Source organism: Olivibacter sp. LS-1 (assembly GCF_008245145.1).
Classification (GTDB): Bacteria; Bacteroidota; Bacteroidia; order Sphingobacteriales; family Sphingobacteriaceae; genus Olivibacter; species Olivibacter oleidegradans.
This window is the reverse complement of record NZ_CP041643.1, coordinates 4495588-4512223: the sequence shown is the minus strand read 5'-3', so window position 1 is coordinate 4512223 and position 16636 is coordinate 4495588. Positions and strand designations below refer to the sequence as shown.

Annotated in this window: 10 protein-coding genes; 8 read left to right on the top strand and 2 right to left on the bottom strand. The window is 43.4% G+C overall.

The features are described 5' to 3' along the window. Positions 1-116 precede the first annotated feature (116 nt). The gene (locus tag FKG96_RS18685; RefSeq protein ID WP_246860304.1) at positions 117-857 is read right to left on the bottom strand and encodes a GntR family transcriptional regulator; all 741 of its coding nucleotides are present in this window, start codon (positions 855-857) and stop codon (positions 117-119) included. 101 nt (positions 858-958) lie between these two features. On the opposite strand from FKG96_RS18685, the gene FKG96_RS18680 reads away from it, so the two are divergent. The 6 genes from FKG96_RS18680 (at position 959) to FKG96_RS18655 (ending at position 13404) form a co-directional block, all read left to right on the top strand. Next, positions 959-2314: a sugar porter family MFS transporter gene (locus FKG96_RS18680; protein WP_041387662.1), complete on the top strand. Its 1356-nt coding sequence runs from the start codon at positions 959-961 to the stop codon at positions 2312-2314. 43 nt (positions 2315-2357) lie between these two features. Beyond that, positions 2358-5429: a TonB-dependent receptor gene (locus tag FKG96_RS18675; RefSeq protein ID WP_130855385.1), complete on the top strand. Its 3072-nt coding sequence runs from the start codon at positions 2358-2360 to the stop codon at positions 5427-5429. A gap of 43 nt (positions 5430-5472) precedes the next feature. Next, the gene (locus FKG96_RS18670; protein ID WP_130855386.1) at positions 5473-7065 is read left to right on the top strand and encodes a RagB/SusD family nutrient uptake outer membrane protein; all 1593 of its coding nucleotides are present in this window, start codon (positions 5473-5475) and stop codon (positions 7063-7065) included. Positions 7066-7144: 79 nt separating this feature from the next. After that, positions 7145-8914: a class I mannose-6-phosphate isomerase gene (locus FKG96_RS18665; protein ID WP_130855387.1), complete on the top strand. Its 1770-nt coding sequence runs from the start codon at positions 7145-7147 to the stop codon at positions 8912-8914. Between the two features lie 5 nt (positions 8915-8919). Beyond that, on the top strand, positions 8920-12075 hold the full coding sequence (locus FKG96_RS18660) for a GH92 family glycosyl hydrolase (protein ID WP_246860303.1): 3156 nt from the start codon (positions 8920-8922) through the stop codon (positions 12073-12075). A 21-nt stretch (positions 12076-12096) separates the two neighbouring features. Beyond that, positions 12097-13404 carry a hypothetical protein gene (locus FKG96_RS18655; RefSeq protein WP_130855388.1) on the top strand — a complete coding sequence of 436 codons (1308 nt, stop codon included), beginning with the start codon at positions 12097-12099 and terminating at the stop codon, positions 13402-13404. Between the two features lie 89 nt (positions 13405-13493). Here FKG96_RS18655 and FKG96_RS18650 read toward each other — a convergent pair whose 3' ends face one another. Beyond that, positions 13494-14186, bottom strand: coding sequence for a phosphonatase-like hydrolase (locus FKG96_RS18650; protein WP_207303733.1), 693 nt, complete (start codon positions 14184-14186; stop codon positions 13494-13496). Between the two features lie 440 nt (positions 14187-14626). On the opposite strand from FKG96_RS18650, the gene FKG96_RS18645 reads away from it, so the two are divergent. Further along, positions 14627-16165 carry an arylsulfatase gene (locus FKG96_RS18645; protein ID WP_130855389.1) on the top strand — a complete coding sequence of 513 codons (1539 nt, stop codon included), beginning with the start codon at positions 14627-14629 and terminating at the stop codon, positions 16163-16165. Positions 16166-16328: 163 nt separating this feature from the next. Continuing rightward, positions 16329-16583, top strand: a complete 255-nt coding sequence (locus FKG96_RS18640; protein ID WP_130855390.1) for a hypothetical protein — start codon at positions 16329-16331, stop codon at positions 16581-16583. The last annotated feature ends 53 nt before the right edge of the window (positions 16584-16636 follow it).

Here is a 16636-nt window from a genome sequence, read left to right as displayed (position 1 = left end):
GTATGAGCAAACTTTTTTAAATCGAAGTCTTCATTAGTAAATCATGAGTGAGCGATGTACCTATGACAGAAGAATACTGTTTTTTAATTTAAAATAAAGGAAGACAGGGTTTTATATCAATCACGTCGACTTTCTACCGTGAAGGTAAAACTGTCGGCGCGGTAATAACCTAAATTGTATTCGATTGGGCGGCCCGCTCGGTCGAATACAAATCGTTTTCGGAATAAGATAGGATCGCCCTGATTAATCTCTAATTTGTCCGCAACAAATTTATTGGCCGCTTTTGCATTGATTTCTTCTTGCGATAGGTCCGCTACGATATGATAATCCTGCTCAAGTATTTCGTAGAGGGGGCGTTTAAAGTCCTCATCGCCCGTGAGTCCTACGCGCGGATGGAAATAAGAAATAAAGTAGACAAAAGGATCATCTTTTTTTCCCCGTAAACGCTCCAGTTTCAATACTTTTCGATCTTCTTTTAATTCAAAGAAATCGGCAACATGCGGTTCGGGTAATACCCAGCTCACGTGCAATTCAAAGTTCTTGACTTCAATGCCTCGGTTCTTCATCTCCTGGGAGAAGCTCAGCCAGTTTTTCGATTTTGAGCTGAATTTGGTAGAAGCCACTTTCGTACCGACACCCTTCTTGCGGATCAATAACTCTTCGTAGACTAGCTTATTAATGGCCAAACGTAAAGTTGTACGCGAAATGGCCAATCGTTTGGCCAATTCTACTTCGTTGGGCAGCAATTTGCCCTGCTGGTATTCCGGTGATTTAATCAGTTCTCGCAAGAGCATTTCGGCCTGTATATGCAAAGGAACCGCACTTTTATGATCTATCTGAAGTTTCATTTTCTCCATTTGGTAGGCTAAAATAAGATTATTTGCAGAATTAAAAAAATAGGCATATGTTTGTATGTGTGTACATATTAGATGTATGTACTCTCAAACCAAAAAGAATTATGAGGATATACCTGCTTTTTATTATTGTAGTTGTTTCACTTGGAGGCTTCCTGTTTGGTTTCGATATGGCCGTGGTTTCGGGCATTATCCCGCTGATTAAGACAGATTTTGCACTCAGCGCTTCTCAGGAGGGATTGTTTGTGTCATCTGCGCTAATCGGTTGTATTGTAGGTGTCGCCTTTGCCGGTAAATTGAGCGACCGTTACGGTAGGAAGTCGCTTTTGATCGCGGCGGCAGCACTTTTTTTTCTGTCGGCAATAGGGTGTAGTTTGAGCCCTGATTTCTTTACCTTGTTAGTAGCGCGGTGCTTGAGCGGTGTTGGCGTGGGAGTTGCTTCCATTGTGGTACCACTGTATATCGCTGAGGTGTCACCTGCTTCTTTGCGCGGTCGTATGGTTACTTGCTATCAGTTGGCGGTTACTATTGGCATTTTAATAGCTTATCTCAGTAATGCGGCAGTGCTCCAGTACAATTGGCAGTGGACTGATGGCTCGCACTGGCGCATGATGTTTCTTATGGGGGCTATACCGGCCCTGCTGTTCTGGTTTGGACTTTATCGTATTCCTGAAAGTCCGAGATGGTTGATGCAAAAGGGGAGGGACGACCGAGCGGCGGAGGTGATGCGACGTCTACAGTTAACTGAAGTGATCAGTACTGCATCATCGCCCGAGCGGATGATTAAGGTGTCTCTTTGGAAGCCTGTGTACCGTCAGGCCCTTCTGCTCGGCTTGTTATTACCCCTATTTTCACAATTGAGCGGTATTAATGCCATCATCTATTTCGGCCCGACGATCTTAGTGCAATCCGGGCTTTCCTTAAGCGGATCCTTGCAAACGCAAATCTATTTTGGTTTAGCTAATGTCATTTTTACAGGAATCGCTATTTGGAAAGTAGATAGCTGGGGGAGACGTCCACTTTATCTCGTCGGTTCTGCCGGTGCTACAATTTGCTTGCTATTAACAGCTTGGTTCTTAAATGTTAACATGGAAAACTATGGATGGTTGCTGGCACTTCCCATTCTTGGCTTTCTACTCTTTTTTGCGTTTTCCATCGGGCCACTCAAGTTCGTCGTAGCCTCCGAAATATTTCCAAGTGCTATCCGTGCAAAGGCGATGGCCTTAAGCGTGTTGGTGATGTGGATCGCAGACGCCATCGTTGGTCAATTAACACCCATTATGCTCGACAGTTGGGGAGCTGCTTGGACCTTCCGCTTTTTTGCGGTCTGCTGCGCAATCGCCTTTTTCGCGGTGTACTATCTTTTACCGGAAACCAAAGGAAAAACGCTGGAAACCATCGAAACCTATTGGCAGGAGAAATTCAATCAAAACAGACGCGGGGAAAATAACAATAAATAATAACGTCTACTTATAAACTAACCTTTATTAAAACTTAAATGAGATGAAAGAAACAAAAATGTACAAACGCTGGAAGTTTTACTTCCTGGGATTATTAATCCTGTTAGCAACTCAATCGAATGCCATTGCAAAGCAAGGCATTCCAATTTCCGGGCGCGTGTTCGAGGGCACGGGGACCGATATGGCTTTGGCCGGCGCCAGTGTCAGTGAAAAAGGAACGGCAAATGGTACCATTACTGATGCTCAAGGACGATTTCAACTAACGGTAGCAAGCGAACGAGCTGTGCTGGTATTCAGTTACATCGGTATGCAACCGCAAGAAATTACGGTGGGTAAGCAACGTACCTTTAACATGAATCTTCAATCGGATGATGAAGCCTTAGAGGAGGTCGTCGTTACGGGTTACGGTACCCAGCGTAAATCTGACCTCACGGGTTCTGTTGCTGTTGTCTCCTCAAAAGAATTACTAAATGTTCCTGCCAACAATATGCTACAAGGCTTAAAAGGTAAAGTATCAGGTGTAAATGTATTTCTAAACTCAGGTTCGCCGACGGGCAGTCCTCGGGTACTGATCAGAGGCTTAGGTACGATTAATTCTTCGTCGAACCCACTTTATGTGGTAGACGGCGTGGTAATGGAGAACATTCAATTCCTTAATCCAAATGACATTGAGCGCATGGAAGTCTTGAAAGATGCTTCATCAACTGCGATCTATGGTGCCCGGGGTGCTAATGGGGTCATTCTTGTGACCACCAAGCGTGGTGCACCAACCGAAGGTCTTGTCATTGGTTACGATGGCTTTGTAAGTATGGGGGTATTGCCTAAAAAATTGGAGGTGCTGAATTCGGCGGAATTTTTGGAGGTAATTGAGCGAGGTTTTCAAAATTATAGCAAATATAATCCGAGCGGTACACCACCTGTCTTTACTAAATCAGATCCACGGCTCTTCGATGCACAGGGAAATCCCCTGTATGATACCGATTGGCAAGAAGAGGCTACGCGAACTGCCGTATCGCATAACCATCAATTATCGGTACTGGGAAAATCAGAAAAATCTTCCTTCGGTGCTTTTATGAATTACAATAAAACGGAGGGCATTATGCTCAATAACTGGTTGGAACGTATTAACGGTAAACTTGCTTATGATGCCAATCCAAAGAAATGGTTGTCGTTGGGAACCAATATACTCGTGAATTATAACCGCGGGAATGAATTTGAAGAGGAGGGAGGCCACCAAATGCCCAGAAGGTCGATGTTGGAAATGCCTCCGATTTTTCCGGTGAAATTTCCTGACGGTACTTGGGCGCACAGTGGAATGATCAGTGATGCGTATTCGCTTGAAGCCATCCCTAATCCGGTACATGTGCTAACAACCCAAGATCGTTTTCGGAAGCGGACACAGATATTCGGAAACACCTACGCAACCTTTCACATCCTGCCTGGACTTGACTTACGCACACAATTTGGTTTCGATAAGCAAGATAACCTCATCCAGAATTACGATCCGACAGATTTAATCAACATTTCTGCACCGCTTGGTTATGCCTATATTGAGAATCAACATTCGTTCTACTGGCAGGAAGAAACCTATTTAAATTACAATAAAGAGCTTGGCGATCATCGTATCAACGGTGTCCTGGGACTGAGTTGGCAAGAACGAACTGCCGAAACCGATGCGATCTCAGCAAGAGGCTTTTCTGATAATTTCTTCCGTTTCAATAGCATCCAGGCCGCTAGTCAGCCCGGCGCACCAACCTCATCCTATGATCGTTGGTCAATGAATTCCTATTTTTTGCGCGGAAGCTACAGCTATAAAAGTAAATACCTGCTGACCTTTACAGGACGGGTCGACGGTTCCTCACGCTTCGGCGCCAACAATAAATACGGTATTTTCCCATCCGTGGGTTTGGGTTGGGTGTTATCTCAAGAACGTTTTTTAGCGGATTTGGAGGCTATCGATGAACTAAAATTGCGTTCGAGTTATGGTATAACAGGCAATACAGAGATTCCAACTTACCAATCCTTAGGTACCATATCTTCAGAAACAACATTGATCAATGGGACACGCGTTTCCCAGAGTTATATCAACCGTTTGCCGAATCCGAATTTGGAATGGGAGAAAACAAAACAGTTTGATATTGGGATGGATTTATCGCTATTTAATCGTCGCTTAAGTTTCGGTTTCGATTATTACCATAAGCTCACAACCGATCTATTGCTGGATCGCCCCGTTCCAACTTCTACCGGCTTTGCTGCCGTTCGGGATAATATTGGCTCTGTATCGAATAGAGGTGTTGAAGTGTTGATCAGCGGTAGCCCGGTGAAATCCACTGATTTCAGTTGGGAAACAACGCTTAACTTCAATTATAATAAAAATAAGATCGAAGCCTTAGGAGCGAATGATGAAGATATCTTCCCCGGGCCAAACTGGGTGTCGGGCAGCCAAACCATTCTCCGGGTTGGTGAAAGTCTGAGCTCTTTTTGGGGTTACCGACGACTGGGAACTTGGAGTACGGATGAAGCTGCTGAAGCCGCTAAAGTGGGCGCCATTCCCGGTGAAGCGAAGCGCAGCAGCGAGCGTACCATTATTGGTAAAGGATTACCTGATTGGACCGGTAGTTTTATCAACAACTTTCGCTATAAAAACTTTGATTTAAATGTTGATTTACAATTTGTAATGGGCGTAGATATCCTCCAACAGTTCTTCCACTCGATGGAAGATCGTACCGGTTATTCCAATGGCTTTAGATGGACATTGACGGAAAGCTGGACAGAGGAGAATCAAAATACCATGATTCAACAAATTCGTAACGGCCCATATTCCGGACAGAATAGTGAAGTTGACGATCATTGGGTGGCCAATGGCTCTTACCTTCGGGTTAACGCCATCAGTTTGGGTTACAATTTTGGCAACACACAATTGAGCAAAATTGGCCTGAAGAACTGGCGGATTTATGCAAGCGTCCAAAATGCCTTCTTAATCAAATCCGACAGCTTTAAAGGTTACGATCCGGAAGCTACTTCCTGGGGAACGAATCAATGGGGACAGAATATATACTTTCACCAGTATCCGCGCCCTCGGACGTTCACTTTAGGCACTAGTTTTCAATTTTAAGTAAGGCGATATGAATCCATTGAAAATCTTAAAAGTTGATCAAATGAAACCAATTATCATTATATATTTAATTGCAGTAGCTGTCATTTTCAGCTCATGTGAAAAGTTTCTGGAAGAGGAACCTAAAGATGAAATAGCCGGCAGTCAATATTTCACACAGCCGGAGCATGCCATCAATGCCGTTAACGGATTGTACAGAACGGGTGCGCCACAGCTTTACGATGGGTCGGGTACGCATTATTCCGGTGCGAAAATGTTCTTCGGCCCGTATTTAACCGGGTATATCGACAATGAATTCAAGGGGCAGGAGGTGCATGTACAGCATGCCCAAAACATGACCTTCAATGCAACCAATTTGTCTACCTATTTTCAGGATATTTGGAGCATCTTGTATAGGGGTATTGCCCGTGCCAATAATGCGATTAAATACATTCCTGCAACACCCGGTTTGTCAGATACGCAGCGTAATCAGCTGTTGGCAGAAGCGCGTTATTTTCGGGCGATGGGTTATTTTCAACTCGCTCGACTTTTTGGCGAAGTGCCGTTGATTACCGAACCTTATGAAAGCTTAGAGAATTTAAATGTTCCCAAGAGCCCTCTGGAAGAAGTGTACGCCTTGATTACCGCTGACTTGGAGTTTGCCGTGAATGAAGGAGAACTTGCGGAGACGATCATGCCAGACAACGGTGGAAGGATAACCAGGGGTACGGCTGCCACGCTTCTAGCAGATGTCTACCTTACGATGGGAGGTTACCCCCTACAAAAAGCGGAGTATGCGAAAAGTGCATCGGTTGCTAAGTCCGTTATCAGTAGTGGGGTTTACCAGCTAACTACGCACGATCGTAGCGCGGATGGTGCGGTTAATCTGAATAGTACGGCCTATAATAAACTGCGTTTGGTGGATAATAATAGTGCGGAATACATTTACTATTATGAGTTCGCGGTAGGTATTTCTACTTCCACTCACGTACACTGGGCTTTCCCGGCTACAGCGGCATCCTCTACGGTCTTTGCCATTACCAATAACGCTTATGGGCCTTCAACCAGATTTTTACAAGGTTATAACCGTACGGATGACCTCCGTATTCAGGAAAAACAATACTTCCATTCGTCATTAACCCGATCTAATGGTACAACCCTGAATTTTGTTACGGCTCCTTATATGTGGATGGATGATGTAGCGACCTTTGAAACAGCTAGTTCGGGAAAGGACTTGCCGATTTATACCTATTCGGATGTGCTATTGGTTGCTGCCGAGGCTATCGCCCTTTCGGAAGGTGTAACGGGTGAAGCTGTTGATTACCTCTTGCAGGTTAGGGCAAGAGCGCTGTGGAAATCTGATATCAATCAATTGAGACAAAGTTTAGCTGGCCTTTCGGTTGAGCAATTTGTTCAAGAGGTTTGGAAAGAGCGCTACCGCGAATTGGTATTTGAAGGCCGGCAATGGTTTGACATCCAACGCACGCGGATGTTTCCGGTACCAGTCGTAGATGGCGGCGGAGATATCCGTTTTGAACCGGTTATTGGCCATGCAAATGATAAAGGCGCAATTATACAAGAAAAGAATTTGTTATTACCAATCCCAACGGATGAACTGCAAAGGAATCCTAGTTTAACGCAAAACCCTGGCTACTAACATGAATAGGAAATAATGTGCTGATTACTTAAAATTCGACTAAGGATAAAAGAAGATACGAAAAAGAAAGATTAATATTATGGAACAACAACAAAAGGAAATGGAATTAGCCAATGGAAAAGTAAACCTGAATTATGAAATATGCCCGACTTATCCGGCGCAAGGCGAAATTTTTAAAGGCTTTGATGCGTTGGTTACCAATATTTTAGGCGATTTACCTCTTTGTTTACTTGATGGTTATATTGGTGTCGATTGGCATACCGTGGTGAGCAATTTGGAAGCATCGTTTAAAAGCCTTGGTAAAGAAGTACGATTCGTGTCGGTTGATCAAGCTTTATTGCCAACATCGAGCATTGAAACCATGGTACAGCCTTTTCTTGGAGGTGACGATCCGATCTTTGGAACGAAAACGTCTTTATCCTTAGTCGATTTTTTTGATGGAGGCCGACTTAAAAGTTTGATTTACAATGGCAGCGCACAGCAAATAGTAGTATATGGCTGCGGCGCTGCCCTTTGTAGTTCAACGGCACCGATAGTCTATATCGATCTTCCTAAAAACATCATCCAAAAGCGTATGCGCGCCGGTTTGGTACGCAATCTGGGTGCGCAACGACTGCAAGATAACAAACAAACCTACAAACGTTTTTATTTTGTTGATTGGGTTGTCCTGAATAAACATAAAAAGGCGCTACTGCCTCACATCAGTATCATGGCAGATCAGCAAGAATCGGATACAATCTCTTGGATGTATGGCGACGCCCTTCGGAAGACCCTTAAGCAGATGTCACAATCTTTTTTTAGGGTCAGACCTTGGTTCGAACCCGGTGTGTGGGGAGGACAATGGTTAAAAAATCATTTACCTGGTCTAGACCAGGAAGTTCCTAATTATGCTTGGTCTTTTGAGATGATTGTCCCTGAAAACGGCCTGGTGCTAACAGACGGAGGAAACCAGCTAGAGATTTCCTTCGATCAACTGATGTATCAGGAAAGCGAAAATGTATTAGGAAGAGCACATCGACGTTTTGGTGACGAGTTTCCTATTCGCTTCGACTTTCTGGATACCTATGAGGGGGGAAATCTATCCATTCAGTGCCATCCAAGAACCGCTTACATTCGAGAAAATTTTGGCGAAAGTTTTACACAAGATGAAACTTATTATATTGTTGATTGTGAGGTAGATGCGAAGGTTTATCTTGGCTTTCAGGACAACATCGAACCCAAACGTTTCAAACAGGCACTGGAGCAAAGTTTCGAGAAAAATGAAGCCTTGAATATTGAAGATTACGTGCAGAAATTTCCTGCTGAAAAGCATGGATTATACCTGATTCCGAACGGGACAGTCCATGCTTCCGGTAAGAATAACCTGGTGCTGGAAATCAGTGCGACACCTTATATTTTTACTTTCAAGATGTACGATTGGGTTCGTCCGGATTTAGAAGGAAATCCACGACCTTTAAATATTGATCGGGCTTTTGATAACTTAGATTTCTCACGAAAGGGGCAGGCTGTTATAGATACACTGATCTCAAAACCGGTACAACAGGTGCTCGATGAACAGAGCAGCGTGATTCACTTGCCAACACATCCTGAACATTTCTACACGGTTGACCGTTACGAATTTGACGATCGTGTTAATATCTTAACGCACGGGCAATGTCATGTATTGATGTTGGTAGAAGGAGAGTCGATTGAGTTGACAACTGCTAATGGATCGAAGCATGTGTTTAACTTCGTAGAAACGTTTGCAATCCCGGCAGCAGCTCATGGTTATAGCCTTCGAAACTTGGGACAAAAGAAAGCAAAAGTGGTGGTGGCCTTCGTGAAAGATGAAGCTTGTTTAAATCAATAAAAAGAATGATGCGAATAAAAAAATACACATGGGCCTTGCTTACCGTATTGGTTTCCCTGACCGCGCGTGCTAACGAGGATTTAAAAATCTTATGGGAAATTGGTAAGTCCGATCATAGCCCACAGGGGATGGCCTTGGCACCCAATGCATATCAGCAATTTATTGCACATGATTTCGGTTTTGAAGATCGTTTTTTTCTGATCGGTTATTCAGATCCTACTAAGGAGTGGCCTTATGTACTACCGGGGCCGGCAACGAAATGGGGAGGTACCGGACCAACTGCGGGTATACGTTCGCATGTCCTAAATATTGACTTTGAGTTAGCGCATCTGCATAAAGCTGACAAGTTTTATTTCGAAGCTAATATATTGCAGACTGATCCACTCCATGCGCCGGTATTGAAAGTTACCATCAACGGACAGGCTCATCATTTTCAACTAAAAAGCAGTAAAGGAAAGGCCGAACCCGTCGGTCCTTTTTCGAATACAGATGCACAACGGATTGAAATATCAATACCACCTAATTTGTTAAGAAATGGTTTCAATGAGATTCAATTGACAAGCCTTCAAGGTGGTTGGCTTGTTTTCGATAACCTCTTATTGAAAGGACCCTCCACAGTTTCCTTAAAATCGACAAATGATGCCTTAATCCGAAGTGTAGAAACCGCTGACTATGAAATAGAACAAGCAAGTAAGCGTTATCAACCCTTGTTGATCGATATTTCTTCCCTAAAAGGAAGCCCCGTTCTTGAAGTCAAATTGGAGGGACAATCTATTTTTAAGCGGCAGCTTGATTCAGGACGCTACATTTTCGAAGCGCCGATGCCGGCTGTTAAGCAATCCAAAAAAAGCAAATACGCGCTGTTTGTTAATGGACAGCTGAAGGAGAGCGGTGAGGTGCTCCGGTCGGCGCAAAGCGAAGCTAGCCCCGCGACTTATGTCAATACCATGATGGGGGCCGCCCATTCACGATGGATGATCGCTCCGGGTCCTTGGATGCCGTTTAGCATGGTGAAGTTGAGTCCGGATAATCAGAATAGCGGCTGGCAAGCTGGATATGACCCTACCATTGAGTCGATCGGGACTTTTAGCCATATCCATGAATGGACCATGACCGGTTTGGGGACTTTTCCGACGACAGGTCCTTTGCAGATTCGTATCGGTGACGAGCACCAGCCTGATAGTGGTTACCGATCCAGAATTGATAAGTCGACCGAAAAAGCCCCTTTAGGCTATTATCGGGTAGATTTGTCCGATTATGATATTACGGCAGAATTAACCGCGGGTACGCGTAGCAGCTTGCAACGTTATACGTACCATCGTGGAGACACTGGCCGCGTCATGGTCGATCTACAAATCCCAAGTGAATATCCTTATGAAATTGAAGAAGCAAGTTTGAAGCAAATTGCACCTAACCGCATTGTTGGATATAGTAAACAACTATCGAAAAGTGTCTGGTCAGGCGGTGTTGATCAGGCTTATACCGTATACTTTGTGATGGAGTTCGACCAGCCTATTCAACAACTGGGTTTTTGGAAGGACGATCAGGTGTTAAAACAGCCGGAACTATCCACTGGTCATGCAAAAAACGCCGGTATGTTTGTAGAGTTCGACCTAAGAAAGAAGCATACTGTACAAGTCAGAACCGGTATTTCCTTTGTCGGTTTAACGCAGGCGGAGCAGAATTTGATGGAGGAAATCAGTAAACCCTTTGGTTGGTCGTTCGATAAAGCAGTAGCCAATCAGCGAGAAGTTTGGAACGAATTATTAAATCGTGTGCATATAGAATCAGACGACTTTTTTCAAAAACAACGCTTCTATACCAATATGTATCGTTCCCTAGCGAGTAGGAATACCTTTAGTGACGTAGATGGAAGCTGGGTGTCTGCAGATGAAAAGGTACGCCGTTTTAGTGATACAAGCGATCGGGCCCTAGGGTGTGACGCTTTTTGGAATACCTTCTGGAACCTTAATCAGTTCTGGAACTTGATTACGCCCGAGTGGTCAAATAAATGGGTTCGATCACAATTGGCAATGTACGATGCCAATGGCTGGTTGGCCAAAGGACCGGCGGGTATGGAATATATTCCGGTGATGGTTGCTGAACATGAGATACCACTTATTGTAGGGGCTTATCAAATGGGAATCCGTAATTATGATGTAGAAAAGGCCTTTAAAGCAGCGTATAAAATGCAGACAACCTTATCCGGACCGGTAGAAGGAGGTTATGCCGGCAATCGCGATTTGGCGACTTATCTTAAGCATCATTATGTTCCTTTCGATGAAGGCCGCTTTTCCAATTCGCTGGAATATAGCTATGACGACTGGACTGTCGGTCAATTTGCCAAAGCCCTTGGTAAAGAAAAGGAATACCAAATTTTTGCCAACCGAGGGTCCTGGTGGAAAAATGCGATTGATACTACAACGGGTTATGCAAGGATGCGGGATAAGAATGGAAACTGGTTACCTGATTTTGATCCTTTCAAATCAGGAGCTAATAAACATTACGTAGAGGGAAATGCATGGCAATTGACCTATTTTGTGCCGCAGGACGTAACAGGTTTAGCACAAAAAATTGGTGAAGAAACTTTTGTCAAACGATTGGAATGGGGCTTTGGTGAAAGCTACCGCTGGCGTTTCAATGGTCCGAATGATCAATACTGGGATTATCCGGTGGTGCAGGGAAACCAACAATCCATGCACTTTGCCTTTCTATTCAACTGGGTTAAGCGGCCGTGGCTAACACAAAAATGGAGTCGTGCCATTATGGAGCGTTACTATGGGCATGGCGAAGCAAATGCATATTTGGGTGATGAAGATCAAGGGCAAATGAGCGCTTGGTTTGTCATGAATGCGTTAGGACTCTTCCAAACTGATGGAGGAACCCGCGTCAATCCAATTTATGAGATCGGCAGCCCCATTTTTAAGAAAGTGACAGTTAATCTCGGTGGGCGTTTTGGAAGAGGTCAAAGCTTTACCATTGAAGCAAAAAACACAAGTAAACGAAATATTTACATACAAAAAGCTTATCTGAACGGAAAAGTATGGAACGATTGCTGGTTACCGGCTGCAGAGGTGTTAAAAGGCGGTACACTAGTTCTGGAAATGGGATCCGAACCTAATCAAGCATGGGGTATCAGCGGTATTCCCCTGGCAGACTAACAAATGATAAATAGATAAAAAATGAAAAGAACTACAATAATCTCATTCCTTGTTTGCCTAGGCATTTACGCATGTAATAACCAAACGAGCAGGAATAAGGAACAGACATTAGCACAGATAATTGCAGCTGACAGTAATCTAAATATAGTGAAAGAGCGAGCCTTAAAGGTGGTAAGCACGGGCTTTAATGCAGGAGATGGATACCGTGAAGTTTGGATTCGCGATTATAACACTTTTATTAACCTTGCTGCAAAAGCTCACCCAAAAGACACCTTAAGGGATAACTTGGTTATCTTTTTCCAATTGCAAGGAACAGATGGTAATATTGTTGACGGTTTTGTTCCAAAATCTACTGTAAAACCGAGCAAAGGGGGTTATGACTATATCTATAACGATCTGGCACCCCATTACGCAGGACATAAAAACACCGTGGAAACTGATCAGGAGACCTCATTAATACAGGCCGTGCATAAATACCTGCAAGCAACGCAGGACACCACGTTTTTAAACCTTAAAGTAGGTGCAATCCCTGTACGCGATCGGATGGAGCAAGCCTTATCCTTTCTAATGAATAAGCGATATAACGAAAAATATGGACTGCTATGGGGGGCAACAACAGCTGATTGGGGCGATGTGCAACCCGAGCATGATTGGGGTGTTTATCTAACCGACGATTCCCACCTGGCGATCGATATTTATGATAACGCCATGTTTTTGATCGCCTTAGATAATTTTATGGAGATGGTACCTGAAAAAGCAGCAAAATGGAAGCCCATCCGCGAGCATATTGCGAAGAACACGATGGCACATCTCTGGGATGCTAAGCGCCAAAAATTTATCCCCCATCTTTACCTGAACGGCTCACCATTCGATAGCACTTTTGACGAAAATGCAATCTACTATCATGGGGGTACAGCAATAGCTATTGAGGCTGGCTTGTTAAATAAAGACGAGATTAAAGCTTCTTTGGACAAGATGATTGCCAACGTCAAGGAATCAGGAGCCGCAACCATTGGTTTAACACTTTACCCCACTTATCCCGAAGGTGCGTTCAAGAACAAAGGTATGTACCCTTACGGCTATCAAAATGGAGGAGATTGGACCTGGTTTGGCGGACGAATGATTCAGCAGTTAGTCAAGTATGGCTTTCAAAAAGAAGCTTATGAACAGCTAAAGCCGATGGTGGATCGTGTGATCAAGAATAACGGATTTTTCGAATGGTATACTCGCGATAATAAACCCGAAGGTTCCGGAACCTTTAGAGGGGAAGCGGGGGTATTATATGATGCCATTACTTGTTTGCAAGAACATATCGAGACAGAAGAATAAATGAATACGATAAGTGGTGCCTGAAAGTTTCTTTCTACACTTAAGACACCACTTATGTTGATTCTGTTTCTATATATGAACAACGAAATTTATGCAGTAACCTCGTCCAATAAAGATAATACATCAATCAAATCGCCGATAATTTTATCCGGATTTGCCGTTTCTAGTTGCTCAACAGTATGTGCACCGGTAGTAATACCGATATTTAAACCACAACCGGCATTTTGACCTTCCTTGATATCAATGGTTGAATCTCCTATTTTAGCGACTTGACTGCCATCAGTTATGTTAAAACGTTTCATGGCAAAATGGATCATATCGGGATAAGGCCTATTTTCCGGTACGTCGCTGGCGGTTACCAGCGCGTCTATTTGCTCACCCTCTTTCCATCGCAATTTATCGATAATCGACTGAGCGGTAATCCTATCGTAACCCGTATTGAGAACTACTAAAATATTCCGCTCTTTCAACGCTCTAAAAAGTTCTTCGGCATTCTTCTGAGGTACAATTTCCTCCCTTTCATAGGCTTGGTCGAGCTGCTGCCTGAAGCTCTCGTAAATCGAATCAACTAAACCCTCGTTCTCTATATTTTCATACCTGGCAAGTATGGAACGGATTGCCTGTTTCTTTTCCTTTCCGGCACCCTCCGCTAAAACTTGTTCTAAGCTAAAGTCAAATCCAGCTTCATTAATAGCTTTTTGCAATGTTTTGTAGACGATATTATCTTCATCTACTGTGGTGCCGGCCATATCAAAAACAACCATTTTTATTTCATTAGGCATAAAATTTAAATATTAAATCAATTTTCAAATATAAACAAAGTTTACTTATAATGAACTATTTCCAAAATTAAATTTATGTTAAGCTTTACAAGGAGGGTAGGCGCATGATTTTGTTTTAAATAGTACAATTTTAGCGCAGATGTTTATTTTGTCTAAACATATTTCTTGTCACTATATGTAAACGTCAACTTAATAAAGCATATCTAAGATGTCTTATCATTTGCGTTGACGGTGTCGTATTGGACAGCGGTGCGCTAAACTGTTTTTTCGCAATCGGTTGCGTTTAATCACTACTGGATAATGTGAACTAGAACTGTTAGTTTTATTGCTTATTGATGATTTAACGAATCGCTAACCGCACGAACGCGGCTTGTCGGTCTACAGGCTGTATGAGAAAAAAAGCAAGCTAATGAACGTAGTAGCGAATAAAAGATGCTAAAATGACACCAATAACAAACAACTTAAAACCATGGGTGGGCCTCATTTTATTGAGTATTGCCTTATTAAGTTCCCAATTCGGATACGGACAGCAAAAATCCGGGAAACCAAATATTATTTATATATACGCTGATGATTTGGGTTATGGCGACGTAAGTGCGTATGGCGCTACAAAAATACAGACACCCAACCTCGATCGTTTGGCTGCCAGCGGTATACGATTTACCAATGCACATACAACCTCTGCTACTTGTACCCCATCCCGTTTTGGTTTGATGACGGGTATTTATCCTTGGCGACAGCAGGGCACGGGCGTCCTTCCGGGCGATGCAAAGCTGATTATTCCCACCGATCGAGTAAGCTTGCCGAAAATTTTTAAAAAGGCGGGCTACCACACCGCCGTGGTTGGTAAATGGCATTTAGGTCTGGGGACACAGGTGAAGAAGAATTGGAATACAGATGTAAAGCCAGGCCCAAATGAGGTCGGTTTCGATTATTCGTTTATTTTTCCCGCAACAGCGGACCGTGTACCCACCGTATTTATGGAAAATCATCGCGTGTTAGGGCTTGATCAGAACGACCCGATAGAAGTAGATTACCAACAACCGGTAGGCAATGATCCCACAGGTAAAGAACATCCGGAGTTGCTGAAGATGCATTCATCACCCGGACAAGGGCATAATCAAACCATTGTAAACGGTATCGGACGTATTGGCTATATGAGCGGTGGCCATCGGGCAAGATGGGTCGATGAGGAAGTTTCTACCACATTTCTTTCGGTTGCGCAGGAATATATAAAACGGAATAAAGAGCGACCCTTTTTTCTTTATTTTGCGTTGACTGAACCCCACGTGCCCCGTATGCCCGCCACTATATTTAAGGGAAAAAGCAATCTAGGTTACCGAGGAGACGCTATTCTGCAATTGGACTGGACTGTTGGACAGATCATGGATCAAATAGAGTCACTCGGCTTGTCCGACAATACGCTGATTATCTTCTCGAGTGATAATGGACCGGTGTTGGATGATGGCTATCAAGATGGTGCAGTAAGCCAACGAAATGGGCATATGCCTGCCGGGCCCTTAAGAGGAGGCAAATACAGTATATTCGAGGGAGGTACACGCGTGCCCTTCATTGTCAGTGGGGCAGGAGCAGCTAAGGGTGTTACTTCAGATGCACTTCTTTGTCAGATCGATCTGCTCGCCTCCGTTGCCGATATGCTGGGGCAGGCGATACCGAAAGGAGAGGCCTTCGATAGTCAGGCTTTATGGGACACCTTTCTTGGAAAAGATAAAGAGGGAAGAAGTCACTTGATTGAACACGCCGGAAGTCTAGCTGTTATTAAAGGAAAATGGAAATACATTGAGCCGGGCAATGGACGGGCTTATGCCAAGTTAACCGACACAGAATTAGGAAATGCGCCACATCCGCAATTATATGATCTATCAAAAGATATGGGTGAAAAAAATAACGTGGCAGATACTCATCCGAAGATGGTGAAGGAGTTGGCTGCTATTTTAGCAGCCGAACGTAACAAATAAAGGAAATCTCCGTAGCCGATACAGTATTCGGGAAGGAAGACATCGGTTCATTCGGAAGATATTATGCTGAAATTTCTATAAAACGTACAAAAAAATAAAAAATTAATAATAAACAATCGTTTGTGTAATATAAGGGTGGTATATTAGAATAAAAATTATTGCCATGCATTTGAAACTACCTTTATTAAGTAAATTACTCAAATTAGAGATTACAACGATAGGAGATATTCGACTGATTTGGTTGAATGATACGTATGTGATTACCGAGAACCCGGTGACGCTGGACGTTGAAATAGATTGTTTGGATACTTACGAATCTCAATCACTTTCCGCTAATGAGTTAACCGATATTCTGACTTTCAAGAAAACAAAGTCCTTATCGGCGGGCCAACGAAAGATGAAAATAGCTAATTCGTAAGTGTCGTTGCCTTTTCACTTTATCAATTGACTTTTTGAATATCAGTCACATCA

What these genes read in the sequence shown, in the direction of transcription:
- FKG96_RS18685 (WP_246860304.1), bottom strand. Translation starts at nt 857, where the DNA reads ATGGAGAAAATGAAACTTCAGATAGATCATAAAAGTGCGGTTCCTTTG.
- FKG96_RS18680 (WP_041387662.1), top strand. Translation starts at nt 959, where the DNA reads ATGAGGATATACCTGCTTTTTATTATTGTAGTTGTTTCACTTGGAGGC.
- FKG96_RS18675 (WP_130855385.1), top strand. Translation starts at nt 2,358, where the DNA reads ATGAAAGAAACAAAAATGTACAAACGCTGGAAGTTTTACTTCCTGGGA.
- FKG96_RS18670 (WP_130855386.1), top strand. Translation starts at nt 5,473, where the DNA reads ATGAAACCAATTATCATTATATATTTAATTGCAGTAGCTGTCATTTTC.
- FKG96_RS18665 (WP_130855387.1), top strand. Translation starts at nt 7,145, where the DNA reads ATGGAACAACAACAAAAGGAAATGGAATTAGCCAATGGAAAAGTAAAC.
- FKG96_RS18660 (WP_246860303.1), top strand. Translation starts at nt 8,920, where the DNA reads ATGATGCGAATAAAAAAATACACATGGGCCTTGCTTACCGTATTGGTT.
- FKG96_RS18655 (WP_130855388.1), top strand. Translation starts at nt 12,097, where the DNA reads ATGAAAAGAACTACAATAATCTCATTCCTTGTTTGCCTAGGCATTTAC.
- FKG96_RS18650 (WP_207303733.1), bottom strand. Translation starts at nt 14,186, where the DNA reads ATGCCTAATGAAATAAAAATGGTTGTTTTTGATATGGCCGGCACCACA.
- FKG96_RS18645 (WP_130855389.1), top strand. Translation starts at nt 14,627, where the DNA reads ATGACACCAATAACAAACAACTTAAAACCATGGGTGGGCCTCATTTTA.
- FKG96_RS18640 (WP_130855390.1), top strand. Translation starts at nt 16,329, where the DNA reads ATGCATTTGAAACTACCTTTATTAAGTAAATTACTCAAATTAGAGATT.